The organism is Arthrobacter sp. AZCC_0090 (assembly GCF_014207375.1).
GTDB lineage: Bacteria > Actinomycetota > Actinomycetes > Actinomycetales > Micrococcaceae > Arthrobacter.
The window spans coordinates 1-24,813 of sequence record NZ_JACHEE010000014.1 but is presented as its reverse complement, the minus strand read 5'-3'; the positions used below and the strand labels follow the sequence as shown (position 1 = coordinate 24,813).

Sequence of the window (24,813 nt, the reverse complement as noted above, 5' to 3'; positions counted from 1 at the left end):
GACATTTAAATAAGAGACCCCTCATGCACCCGCCAGAGCCCATCTACCCTTGCTACCTTCCGGTCCTGGGGGAGTTCAACAGGATGACGCCACATGAGGGGCCGTCGACAAGCTTACCCGAAGTTATCGAGCCCTCCGAATCCGCATCAGACTCCCCGGTTCGAGTGGACATGCCCCTTGTGAGGGCCAAGGAATGGACATGTCCATCTCGTGCTCCCTGGTTCCAAGGGACATGCGCCCTGCTAGAGCCAAGGAGTGGACATAGTGGGATTATGTCCAGTGCTCGTTGCCAAGGGAGGGCATGTCCATTGGAGGCTAGCGCCAACCGTTCACCGGCCACGTCATGAAGGCCGGTTCCTCGTAGGGGTGGGCTGAGCGCAGGGCCTGAATCACGGCGTCGAGCATGTCCACCTCAACCACGCACTCGACCCGGACTTCCGCCACCGTTTCACCTTGTCCCACGGCCCCGATAAAGGGTTGCGCCCCGGGTAACGGAGTGAAGCGTCCGGTGCCCGGAGTGGTGAAGGAGCAATGCGAATAGTCGCCGATTTTGCCTGCCCCGGCATCGCCGATCGCGGCCAGCAAGTCCTCACTGTGCGAGACCGGGACGTAGACAACGAGGGCATGCAGTTGGCTCATGCCACCATCTTCCCAGTGGCCGCCGAAAACAGGTCAAAGGATGGTTCTTGATCTCCATTGCCAAACCGCTGAACGGAGCGGACTATGGGTATGTACACCGATTGGGGCAATCTCAAGATTGTGAGCCGCAGGGCCTGGTTTCAGGGGCTGGACCCAGCAGCTCAACGGAGTGCCGGAGGAATGGACGCATTGGGGGCGTCCATTTTTACGTTTAAGGGCGAGGGAGGCCCGGTCCAGGCCCCGGAAGTCCCGATTGGGCGATGCCGAAATTCTCGGGTACAGTGGAGTCTGCTTTTGATTCAGAAGCATGGAGAATTCGCCTAGCGGCCTATGGCGCACGCCTGGAACGCGTGTTGGGTTAACGCCCTCGGGGGTTCAAATCCCCCATTCTCCGCGTCTGGCCCCGGTCCTTGGACCGGGGCCTTTTTGCGCTCTACACCCGTTCCGCAGCCACCCGCTCCAGCACCTCCCGGCACGCCAGGATTGCCGGGTGGATCCGGCCTGCGGTACGCGTTGAGGTGAAGACTGTCCGCTTGGGCAGTCCGGGGAGGTCCAGCAGTTGGACCGGCATGGTCCGCCCCGTCCAGACGAGGTCCGGCATGAGGGCCACGGCGTTGCCGGATTCGATGAGCCGGATCTGCGCCTGGAGGTCGGCAGTCTCGTAGCGGACGTCGGGCTCGAAACCCGCAGAGCGGCACGCCTGCTCCGCCCAGTGCCTCGACGCCGCGCCGCGCGGTTCCATGACCCACGGCAGCGCCGCTGTATCCGCTAGCGAGGAAATCGATTCGCCACCTAGGCCGAGCGGGGGAGTAGCCAGCCTGATCGCGTCGCTGGTCAGGGTGGCCCGATCGAGTCCTGGGTGGTGCGGGGCGGCGTGTCCGGGGTACTGCTCGGCCACCACAATGTCGAAGTCGCGGGCCCAGGTCTCGTAAAGTGCGGTCTCCGGTTCGCGCTGGATCATCTCCACGCGCACTTCCGGGTACTCGCTTTTCATGATGGTGAGGAAGTCGGGCATGAGAGCCAAGGCGGCCGTTTGGAACACTGCCAGCCGGACTGTGCCCGTGACCGTGGAAAGCGATGCCGCCAGGTCCGTCTCGGCCCGCTCCAGTGTGGCCAGCAAGGCCGCCGTGTGTTCCACCAGGATCTCGGCTTGCGGCGTGAGCTGCACGCGTCTTCCTGATTTCCGAAGCAGTTTCACGCCGGCTTCCTTCTCCAGCAAGGTCAACTGCTGGGACACCGACGACGGGCTGTACTTCATCGCGTCCGCCACCTCTGCGAGCGTTCCGCGGATCTTCAATTCGTGTAGCAAGCGCAGCCTGCGGACATCCAGCATTCGGCTCTCCAGAAGGTTCTAGAAATCTAATGAATATTCTTCAGAAAAGATCGCTTTTCCTAATCTGATTGTAGATCCATACTGATGGAAACAAAGCCCTCTCCGCACCAAAGGAACGAAGCGCATGAGCACACCAACCCGGGATTCGAGCATCGACGCCAGGACGCAGTCCGCCCCGGAATCCGGTCACCTCCAGGAGTTGGCCCACGAAGCCATCCGCCTGGTCCGCCACTGGCTCACTGAGGCCTCGAAGGTGCCCGTTGACGTTTCCGCACAGCGCCTCGCCGGCGTCCTGAAGGATCCGAATGGCCTGGACTTCACGGTGGGATTCGTCGACGGCGTCATCCGCCCCGAGGATCTGACCGTCGCCGGCCGCAACTTGGCCAAGCTTGCCCCGAAGGTCCCGGCCTTCCTGCCCTGGTACATGCGCGCCGCTGTACGCACCGGTGGCGTCATGGCCCCGGTCCTGCCGCAGGTGGTCATCCCGATCGCCCGCAAAGTCCTCCGTGACATGGTGGGCCACCTGATCGTGGATGCCACGGACGCCAAGCTTGGCCCGGCCATCGCCAAGATCAAGCAGAACGGCGTCCACCTGAACGTCAACCTGCTGGGCGAGGCCGTCTTGGGCGAGCGCGAAGCCAGCCGCAGGCTCGAGGGAACCCTCAAGCTCCTGGCTCGTGACGACGTCGACTACGTCTCCATCAAGGAGTCCTCCACTGTGGCCCCGCACTCGCTCTGGGCCTTCGACGAAGCCGTGGACCACGTGGTGGAGAAGCTCACCCCGCTCTACAAGCTCGCTGCATCATTCCCCAAGCCCAAGTTCATCAACCTGGACATGGAGGAGTACAAGGACCTCAGCCTCACCATGGCCGTGTTCACCCGGATCCTGGACAAGCCCGAATTCAAGAACCTCGAGGCCGGCATCGTGCTGCAGGCCTACCTCCCCGACGCGCTCTCGGCCATGCAGGAACTGCAGGAATGGGCTGCAGCCCGCCGGGCTAACGGTGGCGCTCCCATCAAGGTGCGCGTCGTCAAGGGCGCCAACCTGCCCATGGAGCAGGTCCAGGCATCCATCCAGGGCTGGCCGCTCGCCACATGGGGCACCAAGCAGGATTCGGACACCAACTACAAGCGCGTCCTCAACTACGCGCTCACCCCAGAGCACATCGACGCGGTGCGCATCGGCGTCGCCGGCCACAACCTCTTCGACGTTGCGTTTGCTTGGTTGCTGGCCAAAGAGCGCGGTGTCACGAAGGGCATCGAGTTCGAGATGCTCCTCGGCATGGCCACGGGCCAGGCCACGGCCGTCCGCAAGGACGTCGGAAGCCTGCTGCTGTACACGCCGGTGGTGCACCCGGGCGAGTTCGACGTCGCCATCGCCTACCTGATCCGCCGCCTCGAAGAAGGCGCCAGCCAGGACAACTTCATGTCTGCCGTGTTCGAGCTCAGCGAGAACGAATCGCTGTTCGAACGCGAGAAGCAGCGTTTCCTCGCCTCGCTCGCGGAGCTGGACGACGCCGTTCCGGCACCCAACCGTACGCAGGACCGCAACAAGCCCGCGGCGGCCACCCCAAACCAGGGCTTCGCCAACGCTCCGGACACGGATCCGGCACTTCCCGCCAACCGGGCCTGGGGCCGCGAGATCCTGAAACGCATCCCGGGATCCACTGCCGGCGACGCGATCGTTGAAGCCAGCAAGGTCAGCGACTCCCAGGAGCTGGACCGCATCATCGCCACCGCCGTCGAGGCTGGCGAAAAATGGGGTGCCATGCCGGCTGCCGAGCGGGCAGCCATCCTGCACCGGTCCGGCGACATCCTGGAATCCCGCCGTTCCGAACTCCTTGAGGTCATGGCGTCGGAGACAGGCAAGACGATCGAGCAGGGTGATCCAGAGGTCAGCGAGGCTATCGACTTCGCGCACTACTACGCCGAGCGCGCCAAGGACCTGGAAAAGGTCGACGGCGCCACGTTCGTCCCAGCGAACCTCACGGTGGTGACCCCGCCGTGGAACTTCCCGGTGGCGATTCCCGCGGGCTCCACGCTCGCCGCACTCGCGGCCGGATCCGCCGTCGTGATCAAGCCGGCAAAGCAGGCCCGCCGCTCCGGTTCCGTCATGGTGGACGCGCTGTGGGAGGCCGGCGTGCCGCGCGAAGTGCTGGCGCTCGTGCAGCTCGAAGAACGCGAGCTGGGCACCCAGCTGGTCTCGCACCCCAGCGTTGACCGCGTGATCCTCACCGGCGGGTACGAGACCGCTGAACTCTTCCGCTCCTTCCGCCAGGACCTCCCGCTGCTGGCGGAGACCTCAGGCAAGAACGCCATCATCGTCACCCCGCACGCGGACCTCGACCTGGCCGCCAAGGACGTCGCGTACTCGGCTTTCGGGCACGCCGGACAGAAGTGCTCTGCGGCTTCGCTCGTGATCCTGGTGGGTTCGGTTGCCACCTCGGAGCGCTTCCACAACCAGCTCATTGATGCTGCCCGCTCGCTCAAGGTGGGCTACCCGGAGGAAGCCACCACCCAGATGGGCCCGATCATCGAGCCGGCCAACGGCAAGCTCCTCAACGCGTTGACGACCCTCGGCGACGGTGAGACCTGGGCCGTGAAGCCGGAGAAGCTCGACGAGACCGGCCGTCTCTGGTCCCCGGGCATCCGGTTCGGCGTGAAGCGCGGCTCCTATTTCCACTTGACCGAGTTCTTCGGCCCGGTCCTTGGCGTGATGACCGCCGCCACCCTGGAAGAAGCCATCGCCATCCAGAACGAGATTGAATACGGCCTCACCGCTGGGCTACACTCGCTCGATTCTGCCGAAATGGGCGTCTGGCTGGACACCATCCAGGCCGGAAACCTCTATGTAAACCGGGGCATCACGGGCGCGATCGTCCAGCGGCAGCCGTTCGGCGGCTGGAAGAAGTCGGCCGTGGGCGCGGGCACGAAGGCCGGTGGCCCCAACTACCTGGTTGGCCTGGGCAGCTGGCTCCCGTCCGAGCCTGGCGCCAAGCCCGGTGCCACGCTCAAGGGTGCGGCAGCGTCGATCCTGGCCGCGGCCAAGGCCTCGGGCTCGCTTGTTGAACCGAGCGAAGCAGAGGCCCTGCAGAAGGCGCTCTTCAGCGACGCCGCGGCATGGGCCACGGAGTTCGGCACCCGCAAGGATGTCTCCGGACTGAGTGCTGAGCGCAACGTCTTCCGGTACCGGGCCGTCCCCGTGACCATCCGCCTTTCCGAGGGCGGGAAGCTCGTGGACCTGCTTCGCGTCGTAGCAGCCGGGGCAGTGGCGGGCTCCACGCTCACGGTGTCCACCGCCGTCGAACTCCCCGAAGCTGTTGTTGCGGCGTTCGCGGGGCTGGGCGTGAGCACCCGGATCCAGAACGACGCCGAATGGCTGGCTTCCGCGCCAGGCATCAACGGTGGCCGCATCCGCCTGATCGGCGGGGACAGCAGCGCGCTGAGCGCCGCGACCGGCGGTCGTCCCGACGTCGCGATCTACCACGGCACGGTGACCCCGGCCGGACGCATCGAGATGTTGCCGTTCCTGCACGAGCAGGCCATCAGCATCACGGCGCACCGCTTCGGCACGCCGAACCACCTGTCGGACGCGTTGATCTAGCGATTCGTCGAGGAAGCCCGGCGGGACGGCCCCAAACCGTTCCGCCGGGCTTCTTTGCGTCTATGCCTCGTAGCCCAGTCGCCGCAACCGTTGCCGGGCAGCCTGCTCGCTTGGGCCTCTGCGGCCCAAAGTCAGGCGTACGACGACGAGGACCGCCCGGGCGGCGAGGATCGACGGTAGCGGGATGGGGCCGAGATGGGCCTTTTCCAGGCCCAATAGCTCCCGATACTTTGGCTCAAGGCTGGCCACGGCCGCGGCAAATAGAATCCGATAGCCGGGTTGAAGCGACGCTTTCAGCGGGGGATTCCGGATGAAATCGACCGTTTCCTTGAGCCGTTGGTCCGAACGAAGATGGCCGGAGGCGTACCACTGGTCCATTTCCGACGTCACCTCGGCGAGGCTCAGGGGAGGGTTCTGTACGCCCATCAGGCGGCCTGCCTGCGCCCACTCGCGGATGTACGCATCGGCGCCGCCGGGGACAGCACCTCCCCAGATCCTGTGCGCCGTCACGAACGAATCCGCGTACGCAACGTGGACCCAGCGGAGAAGTTCGGGATCGTTGGCTGAATACTCGCGGGTGTGGCCGTGGGCGTCCACGTAGTTGCCCTTGACGGAATCATGGACCCTCCGCACGAAGTGGGTGGCCATGTTGGCCGCATCCTTGGAGCCGTAGCTCACGGTGAATATCCAACGGATGGTATTTGCCAGCCGGCCGAGGGGATCCCTTTTGAAGCCCGAATGGTCGTACACGCCTGCCAAGGCGCCCGGGTGCAGGGATTGGATGAGCAGTACCCGGATTCCGGCGACGATCGTGGACATGGAACCGTGGACGGCCCAGACGGCCGATCCGGGAAGGTGGTATCCGGCGTCGTTTCCGTCCGCAAGCTGCAGCACCCAGTCGGGAGTGGACTGCGGGTGACCCGTAAAAGTCATCCGCAGTTCCGATTGCCACTTCTTCAGGAAGTTGACCATGGTCCATTGTTGCGCAGCATCCTGTCGGCGCAAGCCGCGGCCTTGTTTACGTAGTGCCGGCCGCTGTGGAAACAGCGGCCGGCACATTTCACGCGAGTCTGCTTAGGCCGCGGGTTGCCCAGCAAGTGCCCGACGGCGGCGCGCCGGTGACGCTGCCACCAGCAGGGCGGCGATTGCCACGGCAGCGCTCAGGACCAAACCGGGCCGGTACTGATCGAGCATGGCCGCGGCGCTGACCGTGCTGCTAGTGCCTTCGGCCTGGCCGTGGCCACTCACGAGGGCGGTGGTCACGGCAAGTACCAAGGCCGCGCCAACTTGCGTGCTGGTCTGGATGAGTCCAGCGGCCAACCCTTGCTCCGAATCGCGGATGCCAGCAGTGGCTTGGACATTGATGGATGGGAACGCCAAGGCGAAACCGATGCCCAGCAGGATGACCGAGGGAAGGATGTCCAGGACGTAGTTGGGTGACGTGCCAACCCGGAGGAACAGGACGTATCCCAGTCCCATGGCAGTCAGGCCGGCGAGGATGAGCTTCGGGGCGCCGAATTTCTCGATGAACCTGTCTGCGAACGGGGCACTTGTTGCGACCAGGAGCCCGGTGGGAAGCAAGGCAAGAGCCATGCCTAGGGGAGACCAGCCGAGCACCGACTGCAGGTACATGGTGAGGATGAACTGGAAGCTCAGGTACGAACCGAACAGTCCGATGGCGCTCAGGTTGGCGCGGGCCACCCAGCCTTCACGCAGGATACCGAAACGGATGAGCGGGTGCTTGACGCGGTTTTCGATGACCGCGAAGGTTGCCAGCACGGCGGCGGAGATGGCGAATCCGGCGATTGTTGCCACAGATCCCCAGCCCTTTTCCGGAGCTGAAACCAAGGTGTACACCAGGCCAAGCATGCCAAGCGCAAGAGTGACGGCGCCCCAGATATCGTGCCCGCTCTCTACCGCGGAAGGCTTGTCCCGTGGGATGAACAGCATGCCGAGAAGCACCACCGCGACGGCGATTGGCACCGACACGAGGAAGGTCCAGCGCCAGCTTAGGCTGGTCATGAGCCCGCCAACAACCAGCCCGAGCGAGAATCCACTGGCGCCGAACGTCGTGAAGATGGACAGCGCCTTGTTGCGCTCGCGGCCTTCGGCGAAGTTGGTGGTGATGATGGAGAACCCTGTAGGGGCGGTGAATGCCGCGGCCAGGCCCTTGACGAAGCGCGTGGCGATCAAGATGGTGGGATCGTCGACGAGGCCGCCGAGGAGTGATGCCGCGGCGAATACGGTCAAGGCGATCAGGAAGATCCGACGCCGGCCCAGCAGGTCAGCGAGCCGCCCGCCCAGGAGCAGCAGGCTCCCGTAGCCAAGGACGTAGGCGGAGACGATCCACTGCAGGGAATCGGTTCCGAGGTGGAGTTCGCGGCCAATGGATGGGAGGGCTACGCCCACCATGGAAACGTCCAGGCCGTCGAGGGCAAGGACTGTGCACACCACCATCAGCAGCAGCCACTGGGCCCTGGTCCAGCGGACGGCTGTGTGGAGCTGCTCGGCAGATCGAGTGAGGGTGCTTGGTGAAGTCATGGCATCAATCTATATGACGCGTCATTCAATGACAAGGAATATGACTCAGAATATTATGACGTGGACTTTAATTCCGGTTTCGACTAGAATCGGGCCATGGCAACAACGCAGGATCGCCAGCTGGTTGAGCAATGGCGCAGCATCCAGAACTCGTACTTCCGCACCGCGGCCGCCATCGACCGCGCCCTCGAAGCCAAGTTCGACATCGGCCTGAACGAATTCGAAATCCTCGACCTCGTCGCCGAAAGCGTGGACTCTGCCTGCCGCATGAAGGCCCTAGGGGAACGCACTCCGATGACCCAGAGTGCCGTCTCCAAGGTGGTTGACCGGCTCGAGAAAGCCGGACTCGTCTCCCGCGTCACCTGCTCGGATGACCGGCGCTCGCTGTACCTCGAGCTGACCGAAGCCGGCCGTGCCCTCCATTCGGATGCCGCCGTCGAACACCGCGCGTTGCTGAAAGAGAACCTCGGCGAGTAGCCCGTCAAGGCCCGGCGAGTGTTGCGCAGGCCGGACAAGTATGAAGTCGAGTGTTCCAATTCGATTTCATAGCGGCCACAATGGGACAAGCGCGCCCGTACTGGGGATGAGCGCCCGTCTCAGGAGTGGCTGTGGGAAAGCATCATGAGTCTGGCCAGGTTGTGGATCTGGTGCTCTCAAGAACATTTGGCCGAGTCCTTTCGGGCTGCTTTCTCGCCGTCTTGATGATTTTCGCCGTTGGCTTCCAGGGCCCACGCCTGGGCGGACAATCGGCCGACGGATCGCTGGCCACGGGCCAAGTTGAACCCAGTATGCTCCCCGATGGCGCCACGTCCGGAGTGCAAGGGGCCACGCCCCAAAGCCCGTCGTCTGTCCCCGTTCCAGCTGGTGACAATGCGAGGGTGTCATTTGAACGTTCCCCGGTCCAAACCCTCGACAAGAACGGCGTAGGCAATCTCAACGTCGCTTCGAGCTCCCTTGACCGTCCCGCCGCCGGGAAACTCTACGCGCCGCTTGAAGTGCTGGTCCCTAGCTCCCCCTTCGGGTTGAGGATCGACCCATTCACCGGCCTGCCCGGGGAGTTCCACTGGGGCCAGGATTTCGCCGCAGCCTGCGGCACACTCGTTTACGCGGCCGATTCCGGCGTGGTCCGCGCCGTGGGCTGGCACCCGTGGGGCGGTGGTAACCGGGTGGAGATCGACCACGGCAACGGCCTGGTCACCACGTACAACCACTTACAAGGGATCGCGGTGGCCAAGGGGCAATCGGTCCGGGTAGGCGAGGTTATTGCCAGGGTGGGAACCACCGGGTCCTCCACAGGCTGCCACCTGCACTTCGAAACGATCCTCAACGGCGTCTATACCAACCCGATGAACTGGACGTTCCTGCCCACCAAGCAGGTTGACCCGCTCGGGGACATCGCCATGGTCAGCTACCAGCCGGGTTCCGCGACCGCGACCTCGGCAGGGTCCATCTGGTCCATCCCCGGGGCCGTGCCCACGGAACAGGCAGTGACCGGCGGGGCGCAGGAGGCGAAGGTTGCGCCGCCGAGCCCGTCTGCTACGGCCACAGCGACGCCGACCGCGTCACCCACCGCCAGTTCGACTAAGAAGCCGACTCCGTCACCGACTCCGACAGCTACGGCGACGCCGAGCCCGACGGGCACCGGGAGTCCGAAGACTTCGCCCAGCCCGACGGCGACTCCGACGCCCACCCGGACAACCACGCCGTCACCCGCACAAACGCCCAGCCCAACCAATACGCCGCGCATTACCCCCACGCCAAGCAAGTCCCAGAGCAGCACCCCGAGCCAACCCGTGGTGACGCAAGCTCCCGTGGTGACGCCGTCGCCCACGGTGACTGTCCCGCCCACGGTCGCGCCGTCGTCGAGCCTTCCCGCTCCGGTGCCCACAGTGACTCACCCCCACTCAACCCCGCCAGCGCCAGCACCCGCCCCGCCGGCCCTCGTCAGCCCCACGCCGTCGGCTACCTCCAAGCCAGCCGCCCCGGTGACCAAACCGTAGGGATCATCGCTTACCCCGAACCACGTCCCACCGCCCTGCCGCGCGTAGACTCGACTGCGGCAGTTTGCCAAGGTTCGACGTCGTAAGGAAGCCATTCAATGTCCCCGCTCTACAGCATCCCCCTGACGTTCAACGACGGCTCCCGGGCCGACTTTGGGCGTTTCGAGGGCAAGGCCGTCCTGGTTGTCAACGTGGCTTCGAAATGTGGTTTCACGCGCCAGTACTCGGGACTTGAGGAGCTCTACGGTAAATACCGTGACCGCGGATTCGAGATCCTGGGCGTGCCGTGCAATCAGTTCGGTGGCCAGGAGAAGGGCTCCGATGCCGAGATCTCGGACTTCTGCCAGCGCAATTTTGGCGTCTCCTTTCCGCTCTCCAGCAAGTCCAACGTCCGTGGCAAGCAGCAGCATCCCCTGTATGCCGAGCTGACCCAAACGGCAGACGGTTCTAAGCCGCAGAAGGTCAAATGGAACTTCGAGAAGTTCCTGGTGAGCCGCGACGGCGAAGTGCTCGCTCGCTTCCCCTCCGCCGTCGAGCCCGATTCCGAAGAGCTGATCGGCGCGCTCGAAAAGGCGCTCGCCTAGGCCGGCCGGAACGAACCCTGGGCGACGCCCGCGGCGAGAACAGGACGGTTGTCAACCACCACTTCGCCGTCAACAACCGTCAGGATCACCGGAGTCTGCGCGAATTCGTCGGGCGCCGTCGTGAGGGGATTGTGCCGCACCACCGTCAGATCGGCGCGGGATCCCCTTTCCACGATTCCGCCTTCTTCGCCAACCGATTGCCAGTATTGGCTCGTGTAACCTTCGATCGCGGCACGCGCGGATAGCGCCTGCTGCGGCTGGACGGGCTCGACGTCGGGCCTTCCGGCTGGGCGTCGGGTCTGGGCTGAGGCGATGATCGCACGTGGGTCGAAGGGGGCGATTGGCCAGTCCGAACCGAGGGCAACGACGGCTCCGGCGTCGCGGAGGTCGCGAGTCCGCCATGCATGGTTGGCCCGTTCGGTGCCGAGTCTGTGGGACCAGTTGTCGCTGTGGTCTGCGCGGCTGTACAGGGCGCAGTGCGTCGGCTGCAGGCTCGTTGCGGCGCCCGCGCTGACGATTTCCGCCAAGACTGAGTCCGGGATGGACTCGATGTGCTCGATCCGGTGGACTGTGCCGTTCTTCGGGAGGGAACCGATGGTCCGCGCCACGAAGGAGACGGCTTTGTCACCGATGGCGTGCGTGGTGGTGGGGATCCGGTGTTCGTGGAAGAACGTCATGGCATCTGCGAGAGCCTCGGGATCGTGCCAGAGCGGATGGAGGGATTCCCCGTGGGTGTCGGGTTCAAAGAGCCAAGCCGTGCCGTTGTCAATAGTGCCGTCCATCATGAGCTTGATGCCATGAACGTGCCAGCGCCTGCCGTGCCGGCCCTGCATTGCGAGCATGGCCCACAGGTCCTCCTCGGTGGCGCCCGGCATGACCCACGGGGAGATACGCAGCCGGATAGCGAGCTCGCCCCGTAGTTCAAGGGCCTCCAGCACTTCCAGGGTGTCGGGGGCGCCGAAGTCCAGCATTTGGCCCGCGACCAGGCCTGATTCGGCCATGGAGCGCAAGAGTTTCTCGAGTTCGTCGACGCGTTGTTCGAAGGAGGGCTGGGGCAGGATGCTCCGGACAAGGTCTTGAGCAGCCATTTCGTAGAGCATGCCGTTGGGCTTACCCTGCTGGTCGACACCGACGTAGCCGGTACTGGGGAGGACTTCTGCTCCCGTGACGCCGGCGACCTTGAGGGCGGCATCAGAGACGAGTGCAGCGTGGCCGTCGAACAGCGTAATGAAGACGAGTTCGCCGTCGAGGATGCCGTCAAAGAGGGAGTTATTGAATTCATTGTCACCGAAAATGACCGGGTCGAGCCCCCAGGCGAAAAGCCACTCGGAACCGACGGCGTGAGCCGTGGAAGCGGCGTGCCCCGCAAGGGCGGCCCGGACGGCGTTGAACTCGGTGATCCCGCTCAGGTCAAGTCCTCGCGCGATCTCCGCCCCGAGGATGGGGTGGATGTGGGCGTCAATCAAGCCGGGGCAGACCGTTGCGTCGCCGACGTCGATCACCTGCTCGGCTCGTGCGATCCATTCGTCGGCGGCCTCGGTGGGCCCGACGTGCGCGATGCGGCCATCGGAGACCGCGACGAAACCAGCCGTCTCTTTGAGCGACTCGCCGTGGAGGATGCGGGACGAGAGGATGATGAGATCGATGGGCTCTGGCGTGGTCAAGATATAACTCCTTGTTGTGTTCGGTGCCCGACGCCGGCCCGGGAAGGATCAGGCGTCGCCGATGGCTGCCCGCAATCCTGCCGAGAGGACATCGGCCAGGAAGGCGAATCGGTCTACGGGGTGCTCTGCGACGGCTTTCTGCGCCGCGAACAGGTGGGGATACGTGTCTTGCTCCTCATCAGCGATGCTCCACGCGGATTCCATGGTCATTGCGTCGAGGCTCGCGCCAATCGCGGCGCTGTCAAGGGTCTCCAATGTGGGGATGACCAGGTGCTTTGGCGTCCCCGCGAACTCGAACGCTTCGACAAACCGGTCGTAGAGTTCCAAGGCTGCCGGGTGTGACACCGGCTGCGTAAGCAACAGGGGGAGGAGCGCCGGCACCAGGCTGTACGCCTTTCGGAGGGCATCGAAGGTCAGACGGATGACCTCGTCCAGGTTGCCGGTCTTCAGCTCGGGCATAGGGGCCCTCTCAACCAACGCCCCACGGGCCAGCTCGACGATCTCCTGGCGGCCCGTGACGTGCTTGTAGAAAGATGACTGCCGGACGCCGAGACGTTCCGCAAGCCTGGGAATTGAGAGGCTCTCTTCCTCTTGGAACATCTCAAGCGCCGCACGGCCGATTGCTTTCCGCGAAAGCCGCGGAGTCCTGGGCCGTCCTAGCTGGCTGGTCTTGCTGGGAGTCTGCATCTCTCAAGCCTAGGCTCCGGGGCTCATTCGGCGTGGCCGATGCGTTGGTAGGCGGCTGGTTTCATCCGGCGCAGGACGAGGGCGAGCACGGTTCCGGCGCCGAACAGGAGGGGCGCGAAAACCAGGAGCGTGGTGTTGACGGGGTCTCCGGCAGGGAGGCCGGTGAGCAGTTGGGCGTTTGTGGCCATGAGGTAGGTCACCACGCACATGATGATGGTGGCAGCCACGGCGGAGGGGATGACGTACCAGCGTAGGCCGTGGTCCTTGAGTCGGGTGAAGAAGACCACGACGCCGACGCCGGTGAGTGCTTGCAGGAGGAGGATACCGATCACGCCCGGAGTGTTGGTCCAGATGAGGAACTGGGTGAAGGGGTCCAGGTGGAACAGGGCCGCGCCGATCACGAGGGCGAGGGCTAGGAGCGTCTGGTCGAAGCCGGCCACTGAGGGGGTGCGGTATCGCGGGCTGATCCGGCCTGCTCGTTTCGGGAAGATGCCCTCACGGCTGAGGGAAAGCGTGTAGCGGTTGATGGTGTTGTGGAAGGAGAGTTGGGCGGCGAAGATGCTGGTGACGATCAGCACGCTCATGAGGTTCACGCACCAGGGGCCGGCGAAGTTGCCCGCTGCGATGTAGGCGGTGTCCCCGGCGTCGAGGTGGCCTGCGGCGAACGCTTGGACGGCGTCCGCTCCGAAGGCCTGGACGATGATCCAGACGGCGAAGGCGTAGAACGCGCCGATGAAGGCGATGGAGATGTACGTGGCACGTGGAACGCTCCGGTCCGGGTCCCGGGCTTCTTCCCGGTAGAGCGCTCCGGATTCAAATCCCATGAAGGCTGAGAAGCCCAGGCCCAGGACGGCTGCGAACTGCGGAGAGAAGATGGCCTCGGGGCTGAACGATTCAAAGCCGATGCCGTGTGCGCCGCCCTGGGCCAGGACGAACGCGGCGACAATCGCGACGATCGCCGTTTCGAGGGTGAGCAGGACGGCGAGGACCTTCGCGCCGACGTCGATCCCGCGCCAGCCCAGGTACCAGACGGCCCCGATTGCCACGATCGCGTAGAGCCACCAGGGAAGTTCCACGCCGGTGAAGGACTTCACGGCGAGGTTCGCCTGGATGCCCAGCAGTCCGTAAAGGCCGATCTGCAGGCCGTTGTAGCTCATCCATGCGGTCAAGCCAGAGCCTAGGCCCACCACGCGCCCGAGGGTTTTCGAGATGTAGCCGTAAAAGCCGCTGTAGGACCGGACATGCCGGGTGAGTGCCATGAAACCGATGGCGAACAGGCCCAGACCCAGGGCCGCGGCGATGTAGATGGACGGGGCGCCGACGCCGCCGACCGCGAGTGCGAGTGGGGCAATGCCGACGACGATGGTCAGCGGTGCGGCCGCCGACACCAACATGAACACGATGTCGCGAGTGCCGATTGCGTTCTTCTTCAGTCCAGCCTCGGGGCTGGAAGTTACGGGCGGCGTCATTGCCGCCTCTTCTTTAGTGAAAGCCATTCACTTATTGTGAGGGGTACCACATGATTGAGTCAAGAGAGCGCCGACGCTCGCTCACCTTTGTCGCCTTTTTCGGTGACGCTCCCTCACCTTTGTCGCCTTTTTGAGCAACCCTCCTTCACTTCTGGGGCCCAAAGGGGCCGACGACGGCGGCCGGCGGCACTTCGGCGCGGCAGCCGCCGTCGGGCACTACCCCCACGACGCCCGCTCACTTTCGGCGTCTCTTTTGGCGACGCTCCATCTAGTGAGGGAGCGTTTGGCCGGAAGGGCCTAAAGGTGAGCGAGCGTTCCGGTTTTGTGCCCTAAAGGTGAGGGAGCGTTTGGCCGGATGGGCTTAAAGGTGAGCGAGCGTCGGGGGGAGGGCCCGCATAGGTGACGGAGGGTTGCTGTGACCCTAGCGCTGGCTGGAACCTCGGATGATGAAGCGGCCGTCGGTTCCGGCTTCGCTGCCTCTATTTGGAATCCCGACTAACTGTTCCACCAGTGCGGCGATAGCGGCCCTCGCCAGAACCTCCGGTTCGAGATCGATGGCGCTGATGGGCGGGACACTGTTGCGGGTCTGCTCTGAGTCTGAGCCGGCCACGATCAGGATGTCCGCGGGGGAAGCGATGCCGGCCTCTCCTAGTCGGGCCATCATTCCGGCCGCATGGCGCCCCGTGAGGCAGTAGACGGCGTCCGGCCGATCTGTCATCGAGAGAATCTCCTCGCCGATAGCCCTTCCGCCAAGGGTGCCGCTCGTTTCCCGCTGGGTCACGACGATTGGCTCTTGGCCCCGCTCGGAACACCATTCCCGGTAGCTGGCTTCAGTGGTGATGTTCCAGGAGTTGCGGTCGGTTCCGATGGCGATCGCCACCCGGGCTGCCCCGTTCTCCTCCAGGTGATCGAGGACGTGCCTGGTGATCTTGGCGGTGCGGGGCTCGATCCAGGCGTCGTAGTGGGGCCGGCCGAGGTCCTTGCCGACGGTGAGCAAGGGAATTCCTTCGGCTTGCAGTAAATCGATGACGGGATCGTTCTCCACAGGTTCCGTGATGATGAAGCCATCGGCCGCAAGCGAGATGCTCGGCGCATCCGGCAAGGTGGGGTCGCTGAGCAGCATGAGTCCGTAGCCGTGTTCGAGGGCGCTCAGTGAGGCGGCTCCAGCAAAGCGCAGAAAGTAGTCCACGCCCTCCGGCAGGAATGACTCGAGGGTGTCCAGCGGGCGAAGGACGAGCGCAAGGATGCCCAGGCGATTGTTTCGAAGACCGCTGGCGACGGCGTTGGGCCGGTAGCGCAGCCTCCGAGCGGTTTCGACGACCTTCGCACGCGTCGATTCTGCGACTATTCCCTTTCCGCTGAGCGCATGGGAAACGGTGGTCACGGAGACCCCGGCTTCCCTGGCGACTTCGCGGATGGTGGAGCGTGAGTTTCGCTGCGTCATGGCTGCAAGGGTATGCCCTCCGGAAGCCTCGCCGAAATCGTTTTGGTAATTTTCTCGAAAGTCTTGCCCAAAACGTTTTGGGTGATTAGCGTCACTACAGCAATCAGCAGCCGATTGGGGCGGCCCCCTACCAAGCGAAGTACGGGCGCTCATCACCGGACGCTCCCTCACTTTTTGTTGATCCCACACCCAAGCGAAGGATTACCTTGCAGAGCATTACCGACCGCCTACACGTCATCCGGCTCCTTCACCCTCTTCGACTCGCGAACCGCGGTCACCGCAGACATTACGCCGGTAGGGGTGTTCGTGATCGAGCCCGTCAACGGCACGGTGGTCCGAACCAACCATTTCCTGAGTCCTGAAGCGCAGGCCGACGAGAAGACCGAATACACCCAACCCGACTCCGGTGAACGCTACGACCTCATCCGGAGCCGTCTCAAAGAGTACCCAGCACCACGCACGAGTGACGACCTTCTCGCCTTCCTCTACTCGGATCCTGGGCAGCCACTTCTATGCCACCGACCTGACTTGTCCCTGCCGTTCGGTGAACGGGTGGCCACACTCGCTACCGTGCAGCTCGAGCCAGCTTCGCGCACCGCGCGTCTTGCGGCAGGCAGCCCGATTGAGGCTCGCAATGGCGTCTGGCGGACACTCGTCGCCTAAGACCAAGGCGACCTGCGTGCCCCGCGCGGTCACGAAGTCGAAAACTCTTGACCGTGATCCGCATCACTGTTCTAATAAACGAACGCCATTCATTTATCTCCCCTGAATGGCGATTTCCCCCTCCCCCCAGCGCTCCAGCTGACTCGAAGGCAAGGCAGGCCCCCGCAGTGGCTCCAAAGTTATATGTCAAAGCGCGGTTCTTCACCGCAGATCAACCTCCTTGGGCGGAAGCCCTCGTGGTCGACGGCAACAAGATCGCCTACGTCGGGAACGAGGAGACCGCGCGGCGCATCGCGGGCGCCGACGCGGAGGAGGAGGACCTCGGCGGCGCCCTCGTCCTCCCCGGCTTCGTCGACGGCCACGCCCACATCGTCGGGACAGGGGAGGCCGCAGGCCAGGCCGATCTGTGGGGCGCGCGTGACCTCGGCGAGATCCAGCGCCGCGTCGCTCGCTGGGCCGCCGAGAACCCCGACGCCCCGCGCGTCCGTGCCCAAGGCTGGCTCCCGGGCACGGTCCCGGGCGGGCGCCCCACCCGCCAGATGCTCGATGCGGTGGTCCCTGGCCGCCCGGTCTACGTGCAGACCTACGACTACCACTCGATCTGGCTCAACACCGCGGCCCTCACCGAGCTCGGCATCGACCGCAATACCGTGGCACCTGCGGGCGGCGCGATCGCGCACGACGAGGCAGGCGATCCGTCGGGCTACATCGACGAGACCGCGATGCAACAGCTCGTGTGGCCCCACCTCGACGGCAACGCGAGCGACGCCGACCGTGACCGCCATCTCGAGGCGGCCCTCGCGGGCTACCGCGCTACCGGCGTCACAGCGGCGACCGACATGGGCCTCGACGACGGCGACCTGGCCGCCATGGTCCGCGCCGAGGAAGCCGGGAGGCTCACGGCGCGCATCTCCGCCCATTACCGTGTCTACCGCTCTGAAGACCCCGCCGAGGATCTCGCCCAGGTCGCGCACGCCGTCGAGCTTGCCGCCCGGCACGATTCGCCGTGGTTGCGCGTCGTCGGGATCAAGGTCATGGTGGACGGCACGGTGGACGGCTGCACGGCGTCGCTCGGCCGCCCGTACGCCGACGGTTCGCTCGCGGACCCGATCTGGGACGTGGAATCCCTGGCGCTGGTAGTGACGGCGGCCGACGCCGCAGGCCTCCAAGTGGCGATGCACGCGATAGGCGACGAAGCCGTGCGCATCGCGATCTCCGCCGTCGAGCGGGCCGTTGCAGCCAACGGCCCGGCACCGCGCCGCCACCGGATCGAGCACCTCGAGGTCGTTGAGCAGGCCGACATCGCGCGCCTCGCGGCCCTCGGGATCACCGCGAGCATGCAGCCCGTCCATGCTGATCCGGCCATCCAGGCGAATTGGCGCGCCAAACTCGGCGACGAGCGGATCGAGCGTGGCTTCCCCTGGCCCGAGGTGACGGACGCGGGCGCGACCCTCGCCTTCGGCACGGATTCGCCCACTTCGCCCTACGCGCCGTTGCCCAACATGTTCGTCGCCGCCACGCGTCGCTCCGCGTTCGATCTCTCGCTCCCGGCGAACATCGAGGGCTACGCGCTCCCGCTCCACGAGGCCGTCACCCATGCGACGCGCGACGCCGCGTGGTCGTGCCGGGCCGAGGACAGGATCGGCCGACTCGCCGGGGGCCTCCTCGCGGACTTCGTCGTCGTCGACCGCAACGTCTTCGAGGGGCCCGTCGAGGAACTCCTCGAGGCCTCGATCGTACGGACCGTGGTCGGCGGGCGCGACGTCCACGCTGTGGTAGCGGCGGTGGCCCGATGAACTCGCCGGCAGCACGCGCCGCTTGGCACACGATCCGCTTCCTTGGCGGCCGCATCGGCGGGCTGCTCGCGACGCTTCTCGCGTCAAGTTTCGTCGTCTTCGGCGCCCTGTATCTCGCGCCGGGTTCGCCGATGACGTTCCTCACCCACGGCCGTTCGATGACGCCTGATGCCATTGCACAGATCAACCAGCAGTACCACTTCGACGAGCCGTTCGCGATGCAGTACGTCCGCTGGCTCGGCGGGATCCTCCAAGGCGACTTCGGCCGCTCGATCCTCTACAAGGACGCGGTGAGCTCGCTTCTCGCGCAACGGATCGGCACGACGGTCGCGCTTGTTGCCCTCAGCGCGCTCCTCGTTGCTTTCGTCGGCCTTGCGATCGGCATCTTCTCGGGCCTCAAGCCAGGTTTCGCGTCGAACGCCCTCATGGGGATGTCGACGGCGGCGATGGCCGTGCCGACGTTCGTCGCCGCAGTGGTGCTCACGCTCGTCCTCGCCGTCGAGCTCGGATGGTTCCCGGTCTTCGGTGTGGGGACAGATCCCATCGACATGGTGTATCACCTCGTCCTGCCGGCTTTCGCCCTCTCGCTCGCCTCGATCGCCTTCGTCGCACGGCTCTCGCAGGCGGCCATCCGCCAAGAGATCTCCGCCGACCACGTTCAGACCGCGATCGGTCGCGGCTTCCCGTACGGCGTCGTCGTCCGCCGCCATGTGTTGCGCAACGCATCGCTTCCGGTGCTCACAGTCCTTGGCCTCACGCTCGCGGGCATGATCTCGGGCACGGTCGTCGTAGAGCAGGTCTTCCAGCTCAATGGGGTTGGAAGCCTCCTGGTGAGTTCCGTCCAGCAGAAGGACTTCCCCGTGGTGCAGGCCATCTGCCTCGTCTATGTCGCCGCCTTCATCATCTTGAACACTGTCATCGACCTCGCGTATTCGATCCTCGACCCGCGCGTCTCGGTCGGAGGAGGAAAGCCATGACCGCCCTTGCTGCCATCGCCGAGGCACGCCGGCGCACCCGAAAGCGTCCCCTCGGACGCCACCTGAGCATTCTGGGGTGGTGCGCCGCGGCCGTGCTCGCCGTCGTCGCGCTCCTCGCGATCTTTGGGCCGCTCCTCGTCACGGTCGACCCCAACGCCGTCGACCTCTCGGGGGCCTACTCGGGCCCGAGCCCCGAACACCTCCTCGGCCAGGACGCGAGCGGACGCGACCTCTTCTCGCGCCTTCTCTCAGGTGCGAGCACCTCACTCGTAGGCCCGCTCCTCGTTGTCGTCGCCTCGACCGTCCTCGGGACGGCGCTCGCGCTGTCCGCCGTGTGGATCGGGGGCTGGTTCGACAGCGCCATTGCCCGCGTGATCGACGCCGTGTTCGCGTTCCCGGGACTCCTCCTCGCCATCCTCGCGACGTCGATCTTCGGCACGGGCCTCCAGGCCGCGGTCATCGCTCTCTCGATCTCCTACACGCCCTACATTGCGCGCATCGTGCGGGGCGCGGCCTTGCGAGAGCGCTCGCTTCCGTATGTTGCGGCACTCCGCGTCCAGGGCCTTCGGGGCACATCGATCAGCCTGCGCCACATCCTGCCGAACATCGCCGGACTCATCAGCGCGAACGCCACCCTCTCGTTCGGCTTCGCGCTCATTGACCTCGCGGCCCTGTCCTTCATCGGCCTCGGCGTCCAGGCGCCCACCGCGGACTGGGGCGCCATGATCGGAAGCGGCATGGCCGGCATCCTGCAGCTAGAGCCGCAGGAAGCCCTCTGGGCCAGTCTGCTTATCGTCATCACCGTCGCCGCCGCGAACAGCCTCGGCGACGAACTCGTCAAGCGATCGGAGAACCGCTCATGAGCGCCCTGCTCGAAGTCGACGGGCTGAGCGTCCAGCTCCCCGTCGCAGGGGAGTTCCGCACGGTCCTCCAGGATGTCTCGTTCAGCTTGGAGGCCGGGCAGACGCTCGGGCTCGTGGGCGAATCCGGCTCGGGGAAGTCGATGACGGTGCGCAGTATCGCGCGCCTCCTCCCGCCCGGCGCCCGCACCACCGGGTCCATCAGGTTCGACGGCGCGTCCGTCCTCGACCTGCGCGGAGACGCGCTCCGCAAGTTCCGCTCGCGCGACGTGTCGATGATCTTCCAAGACCCCCGGGCGCATACGAACCCCGTGCGAAAGATCGGCGACTTCCTCACCGAGGCCATGCGCATCAACGGCAAGGTCCCGCCACGCGAAGCGGAACGCCGCGCCGTCGAACTCCTCGCCGAGGTGGGAATCCACGACGGCGAGCGGCGCCTCAAGCAGTTCCCGCACGAGCTCTCCGGCGGTTTGCTCCAGCGCGTCATGATCGCGGCGAGCCTCGCGGTGAAGCCGCGCCTCATCCTCGCTGACGAGCCGACGACCGCGCTCGACGTGACCACCCAGAGCGAAGTCATGGCGATCCTCGCGCGCCTCCAGCGCGAGTACGGCATGGCAATGCTCTTCATCACGCACGACCTCGAGCTCGCGGCCGCGGTGTGCGACCGCACGGTGGTCATGTACGCGGGTGCGATGGTCGAACACCAGGACTCCTCTCGGCTCCACACGGATCCGCTGCACCCTTACAGTGCCGCGCTCATGCAGGCGCGCCCGGAGATCGACCGACGCGTGCCGCGCCTGCCCGCGATCCCCGGCCACCCGACGTCGGCCTTCGAAGCGCCAGACGGGTGCGCCTTCGCCCCACGCTGCCGTTTCGCGGAGGACGCGTGCCGCGCTGCGCTCCCGCCGCTCGAAAGCATGGGCGATGCTGCATACAGCCGCTGCCGCCGTGCGGCGGAGCTTCGCGGGCATCTCCTCGCGACTGCGGAACACAGCGGGGGACTTGGAGACGGTGCCGGCGTTGGGGACAGTGCCGGACTTGAAGAGGAGGTGGCGCGATGATCGCGGCACCCGGAACGGAACCGACGACGGCGGCATCCGGCGCAGGGCGCACGGAACCCATCCTTGCGGTTGATGGACTACGGAAGACGTTCGGACGCGGTCGCAAGGAAGCCGTGGCCGTCGACGGGATATCCTTCGAGCTCCACGAGGGCGGTTCGCTCGGAATCGTGGGCGAGTCCGGCTCCGGCAAGACCACCACCGCGCGCATGCTCATCGGCCTCGAACAACCCACCGCGGGCCGGATCCTCGTGGACGGTTCCGACCTTACCCGGCCCGCGCGCCGGATCAAGGACCTGCGTGCCCGCGGACGGCTCATCCAGATCGTCTTCCAGGATCCATACACATCCCTCGACCGGCGCCAGAAGGTCGGGGACTGCCTCGGCGAGGTCGTGCGGCTTCACTTCGGGCTCTCCGGCTCGGCCCTCAATGGGCGGGTGCGCGAGCTCGGCGAACTCGTAGGCCTTCAGGAGCGCCAGCTCCGGGCCCTCCCGCGCGAGCTTTCGGGCGGCCAGCGCCAGCGCGTCGCGATCGCGAGAGCGCTAGCGGCGGAGCCGAAAATCCTCATCCTCGACGAGGCCGTTTCGGCCCTCGATGTGTCGATCCAGGCCCAGATCCTCAATCTGCTGGCCGACATCCGCGAACAGCGTGGAGTCAGCTACGTGTTCATTAGCCACGATCTTGCCGTGATCCGGCAGATCACCGACACGGCCATCGTCATGCGGCACGGCCAAGTCGTCGAGCAGGGGCAGACCGCCAACGTGCTCGACAGCCCCCAGGACCCCTACACGAGGCTCCTGCGGGACAGCGTCCCCCACGCGGGATGGCAGCCCGGAACCGTCAAATGAGCAATCCGGCCCACCCCAACACCTGATCCACCCTGTCTGACTTTCGCCCCCCATCAGGAAGAACACATCATGAACCAGAACCGTGTCCGGTCCCGCGTGGCCGTCGCCGCTGCGGGCTTGCTCGTCACCGCCCTCGTCGGAGGGTGCTCGGGCGGAGGTCCCGCGAAGGCCAAGGACAACACAAGCGCCTCCGGCTCGACCATCATGACAGCCTCGGCCAAGTCCGAAGTCGAGAAGATCACGTGGAACGTCTTCGAAGGCGAGCCCCAGACGATCGACCCGTACAAGTCCGCCGACTACACACCGAACATGATCAACTCCAACATGTGCGAGAACCTCCTCCTGCAGACCCCGGACTCCCAGATCAAACCCAATCTCGCCAGCAAATTCTCGAACCCTGACCCGCTGCACTGGGTCTACGACCTCCGCAGTGACGTCAAATTCTGGGACGGCACACCGATGACGGCGGACGACGTCGCATTCAGCCTCCAGCACAACCTCACCGACAAGACGAGCCTCTACAACTACCTCTTCGGCAACGTCGACAAAATCGCCGTGACGGGACCGAACCAGGTCACCGTGACGCTCAAGTCGCCCGATTACCTCATCAACGACGAGTTCGCGAGTTACGCTGGCGTCGTCGTCGAGAAGAAGTTCTTCGAGGCCCACTCGGCGGACTTCGGCTCGCCGTCGACCGGCCTCATGTGCACGGGCCCGTTCAAGTTCGACAAGTGGACGCAAGGCCAGTCGATCTCGGTATCCCGCAATGACTCCTATTGGAACGCGGACCTCACGCCCAAGGCGAAGAAGATCGACTTCACGTTCGTGACCGACGGCGCGGCCATCACGTCGGGCCTCCTCGCGGGTCAGATCGATGGCACGTTCAACGTTCCGACTGCGAGCATCGCCCAGCTCAAGAACACCCCCGTTGGGACGTTCACGGAGGGTCCCGCCCCGTTCAACACCACGATGGTGTGGGCCAATCCGCAGGGTGCGGGCAGCAACGCGCAGGTGCGCAAGGCGCTCCAGGAGGCGATCGACTGGGCCGGCATCGCGAAGCAGACCTTCGGCGGGACAGGTGCCCCGATCAAGCTCCAGACGCCGTCGACCGTGTTCGGCTTCGCCAAGACGCCGATGGATGCGCTCGAAAAGTCCCTTCCGGACCCGGCGTCTGTCCAGTATGACGACGCGAAGAAGATCGTCGACGGACTCCCGGCAGACGTGAAGGCCAAGAAGATCGTCATGGTCGTCCCGGATGCCGCGGAGACACAACAACTGGGCATCGCAATCAAGGACGCGGCAGGCCGCATCGGCCTCAACTTCGAGCTCAAGGTCGTCCCGCAGACCGGCTACACCAACTACCTGTACGATCCCGCGACCCGCGCCGGAGTCGACATCCTCTACACGCAGTTCTGGCCGAACATCCCGAACCCCCTCGATTGGCTCGTGACCACAGCGGTCTCGGGCGGCCTGTTCAACCAGTACAACTACGACGGCGTCGACAAGCAGTACACCGAGGCCGTCGCAACCGCTGACCCTGACAAGCGCGCGCAGCTCGTGGCCGACATCGAGACGAAGCTCCACAACGAGCTGCTCCCGATGGTCCCGGGCGTCAAGCTCGACAACACGGTGTGGATGAACAAGAAGATCACCGGTGCGCCGGCGGCGTTCTCCTACGTCTACTACCCCTGGGCCGCGCATCTCGGCGGAACCCAGTAGCACCTACCGCGAAGCTGGAGCTCGTCACCCCCGGAGGGGGCCAAGTCAAACCCCAAACAGGATGGAATGAGTGAGCCGCGTACTGCTCGTCATCGACATTCAAAACGACTACTTTCCCGGGGGCGCATACCCGCTTGTCGGCTCAGATGCGGCGGTTGCTGCTGCCGCGTCTGTTGTTGCTGCCTTCCGCCGTGGTGGCGAGCCGGTGCTGCATGTTCAGCATGTGTGGGACGAGCCGGAGGCTAGCTTCATGCGACCGGGGACCGCCGGTGTCAAGATCCACGAAGCGGTGAAGCCGCTCCCAGGGGAAGTTGTGATCGTCAAGGCTTCGCCAAATGCCTTTGATGGCACTGAACTTTGCGATGTGCTCACGAGGCTTGACGCGAGTGAGTTGGTTGTGGCCGGGATGATGACAAGCATGTGTGTGGATTCAAGTGTGCGGGCGGCCTCGGAACAGGGGTTCGATGTTGCTCTGGTCCATGACGCATGCGCCGCCCCGGATCTTGAATTCGGCGGGGTCAGGGTCCCGGGCGAGATGGTTCACGCCGCCTTCGTCGCAGCCCTTGGCGACGGTTTTGCCCGCGTGGTCTCATTCCAAGACATCATCGCCCAGTAGGGGCCTTCGGTAGAAGACCTGACCACGCTGCGCACGGAACCTGGAACGACGGCGGGCTGCGGCACTTCGGTGCGGCAGCCCGCCGTCGGGCGTTGGCCCCCAGACGCTCGCTCACCTTTGTCGGCGATAGGTGCAGGAGGTGCAGGAGCGTTTGTGAATATTGCCGCAAAAGTGAAGGAGCGTTCGGGAAAATGCTGCATAAGTGAAGGAGGATCGCCGGCGGATTCAAGTGGTCGTTGCAACACGTCCTTATGCTGCTGATTCTTCCAGAATTCCTTGGAGGGCTTGGGCGGGGGTTTTCCAGCCGAGGG

Annotated in this window: 20 protein-coding genes, 1 tRNA gene and 1 other RNA gene; 13 read left to right on the top strand and 9 right to left on the bottom strand. The window is 65.1% G+C overall.

Features of this window, described 5'->3' with window-relative positions; translation table 11 throughout:
- Positions 1 to 9: 9 nt before the first annotated feature.
- Together ffs and HNP00_RS19285 are read right to left on the bottom strand one after the other, a co-directional pair.
- Positions 10 to 106: signal recognition particle sRNA small type (gene ffs / locus HNP00_RS19290), an RNA gene on the bottom strand.
- 209 nt (positions 107 to 315) lie between these two features.
- Entirely contained in the window at positions 316 to 639 is a 324-nt protein-coding gene (locus HNP00_RS19285) for a hypothetical protein (protein ID WP_184741336.1), read from the bottom strand.
- A 309-nt stretch (positions 640 to 948) separates the two neighbouring features.
- Between HNP00_RS19285 and HNP00_RS19280 the strand changes: the two genes are divergently transcribed.
- Positions 949 to 1,033: transfer RNA gene (locus tag HNP00_RS19280), tRNA-Ser, on the top strand.
- Positions 1,034 to 1,072: 39 nt separating this feature from the next.
- Here the strand turns inward: HNP00_RS19280 and HNP00_RS19275 are convergent.
- Positions 1,073 to 1,972 carry a LysR substrate-binding domain-containing protein gene (locus tag HNP00_RS19275; protein ID WP_184741335.1) on the bottom strand — a complete coding sequence of 300 codons (900 nt, stop codon included), beginning with the start codon at positions 1,970 to 1,972 and terminating at the stop codon, positions 1,073 to 1,075.
- 124 nt (positions 1,973 to 2,096) lie between these two features.
- Here HNP00_RS19275 and HNP00_RS19270 point away from each other — a divergent pair, with 124 nt between their 5' ends.
- Positions 2,097 to 5,576 (top strand): bifunctional proline dehydrogenase/L-glutamate gamma-semialdehyde dehydrogenase, encoded by a 3,480-nt coding sequence (locus HNP00_RS19270; RefSeq protein ID WP_184741334.1) that lies wholly within the window; start codon positions 2,097 to 2,099, stop codon positions 5,574 to 5,576.
- A 60-nt stretch (positions 5,577 to 5,636) separates the two neighbouring features.
- On the opposite strand, the gene HNP00_RS19265 is transcribed toward HNP00_RS19270, so the two are convergent.
- Together HNP00_RS19265 and HNP00_RS19260 are read right to left on the bottom strand one after the other, a co-directional pair.
- Positions 5,637 to 6,548 (bottom strand): oxygenase MpaB family protein, encoded by a 912-nt coding sequence (locus HNP00_RS19265; protein WP_184741428.1) that lies wholly within the window; start codon positions 6,546 to 6,548, stop codon positions 5,637 to 5,639.
- Between the two features lie 102 nt (positions 6,549 to 6,650).
- On the bottom strand, positions 6,651 to 8,117 hold the full coding sequence (locus HNP00_RS19260; RefSeq protein ID WP_184741333.1) for an MFS transporter: 1,467 nt from the start codon (positions 8,115 to 8,117) through the stop codon (positions 6,651 to 6,653).
- Positions 8,118 to 8,213: 96 nt separating this feature from the next.
- Here HNP00_RS19260 and HNP00_RS19255 point away from each other — a divergent pair, with 96 nt between their 5' ends.
- From HNP00_RS19255 to HNP00_RS19245, 3 genes are all read left to right on the top strand, one after another.
- Positions 8,214 to 8,594 carry a MarR family winged helix-turn-helix transcriptional regulator gene (locus HNP00_RS19255; RefSeq protein WP_184741332.1) on the top strand — a complete coding sequence of 127 codons (381 nt, stop codon included), beginning with the start codon at positions 8,214 to 8,216 and terminating at the stop codon, positions 8,592 to 8,594.
- 401 nt (positions 8,595 to 8,995) lie between these two features.
- Positions 8,996 to 10,117: a peptidoglycan DD-metalloendopeptidase family protein gene (locus HNP00_RS23515; RefSeq protein ID WP_311770621.1), complete on the top strand. Its 1,122-nt coding sequence runs from the start codon at positions 8,996 to 8,998 to the stop codon at positions 10,115 to 10,117.
- A 98-nt stretch (positions 10,118 to 10,215) separates the two neighbouring features.
- Entirely contained in the window at positions 10,216 to 10,701 is a 486-nt protein-coding gene (locus HNP00_RS19245) for a glutathione peroxidase (RefSeq protein WP_184741331.1), read from the top strand.
- Here HNP00_RS19245 and HNP00_RS19240 read toward each other — a convergent pair.
- From HNP00_RS19240 to HNP00_RS19225, 4 genes are all read right to left on the bottom strand, one after another.
- Positions 10,698 to 12,365 (bottom strand): amidohydrolase, encoded by a 1,668-nt coding sequence (locus HNP00_RS19240; RefSeq protein WP_184741330.1) that lies wholly within the window; start codon positions 12,363 to 12,365, stop codon positions 10,698 to 10,700. The two genes, HNP00_RS19245 and HNP00_RS19240, sit on opposite strands and share 4 nt — an antisense overlap.
- 48 nt (positions 12,366 to 12,413) lie before the next feature.
- Positions 12,414 to 13,052 (bottom strand): TetR/AcrR family transcriptional regulator, encoded by a 639-nt coding sequence (locus HNP00_RS19235; RefSeq protein ID WP_184741329.1) that lies wholly within the window; start codon positions 13,050 to 13,052, stop codon positions 12,414 to 12,416.
- Between the two features lie 23 nt (positions 13,053 to 13,075).
- Positions 13,076 to 14,548, bottom strand: a complete 1,473-nt coding sequence (locus HNP00_RS19230) for an APC family permease (protein WP_260405069.1) — start codon at positions 14,546 to 14,548, stop codon at positions 13,076 to 13,078.
- A gap of 394 nt (positions 14,549 to 14,942) precedes the next feature.
- Positions 14,943 to 15,965: a LacI family DNA-binding transcriptional regulator gene (locus HNP00_RS19225; protein ID WP_184741328.1), complete on the bottom strand. Its 1,023-nt coding sequence runs from the start codon at positions 15,963 to 15,965 to the stop codon at positions 14,943 to 14,945.
- A gap of 12 nt (positions 15,966 to 15,977) precedes the next feature.
- On the opposite strand from HNP00_RS19225, the gene HNP00_RS19220 reads away from it, so the two are divergent.
- From HNP00_RS19220 to HNP00_RS19185, 8 genes are all read left to right on the top strand, one after another.
- Complete coding sequence (locus HNP00_RS19220) at positions 15,978 to 16,628, top strand: C45 family peptidase (RefSeq protein WP_260405068.1); 651 nt, start codon at positions 15,978 to 15,980, stop codon at positions 16,626 to 16,628.
- A 167-nt stretch (positions 16,629 to 16,795) separates the two neighbouring features.
- Positions 16,796 to 18,424: an amidohydrolase gene (locus tag HNP00_RS19215; protein ID WP_184741326.1), complete on the top strand. Its 1,629-nt coding sequence runs from the start codon at positions 16,796 to 16,798 to the stop codon at positions 18,422 to 18,424.
- Complete coding sequence (locus HNP00_RS19210) at positions 18,421 to 19,401, top strand: ABC transporter permease (protein WP_221451659.1); 981 nt, start codon at positions 18,421 to 18,423, stop codon at positions 19,399 to 19,401. The genes HNP00_RS19215 and HNP00_RS19210 overlap by 4 nt, the downstream gene beginning before the upstream one ends.
- Entirely contained in the window at positions 19,398 to 20,264 is an 867-nt protein-coding gene (locus HNP00_RS19205; RefSeq protein WP_184741325.1) for an ABC transporter permease, read from the top strand. The genes HNP00_RS19210 and HNP00_RS19205 overlap by 4 nt, the downstream gene beginning before the upstream one ends.
- Positions 20,261 to 21,322 (top strand): ABC transporter ATP-binding protein, encoded by a 1,062-nt coding sequence (locus HNP00_RS19200; protein WP_184741324.1) that lies wholly within the window; start codon positions 20,261 to 20,263, stop codon positions 21,320 to 21,322. The genes HNP00_RS19205 and HNP00_RS19200 overlap by 4 nt, the downstream gene beginning before the upstream one ends.
- The gene (locus HNP00_RS19195; protein ID WP_184741323.1) at positions 21,319 to 22,167 is read left to right on the top strand and encodes an ABC transporter ATP-binding protein; all 849 of its coding nucleotides are present in this window, start codon (positions 21,319 to 21,321) and stop codon (positions 22,165 to 22,167) included. Before HNP00_RS19200 ends, HNP00_RS19195 begins: the two co-directional genes overlap by 4 nt.
- 69 nt (positions 22,168 to 22,236) lie before the next feature.
- Entirely contained in the window at positions 22,237 to 23,886 is a 1,650-nt protein-coding gene (locus HNP00_RS19190) for an ABC transporter substrate-binding protein (protein ID WP_184741322.1), read from the top strand.
- Positions 23,887 to 23,956: 70 nt separating this feature from the next.
- Positions 23,957 to 24,502 (top strand): cysteine hydrolase family protein, encoded by a 546-nt coding sequence (locus HNP00_RS19185; RefSeq protein WP_184741321.1) that lies wholly within the window; start codon positions 23,957 to 23,959, stop codon positions 24,500 to 24,502.
- Positions 24,503 to 24,813: the final 311 nt, after the last annotated feature.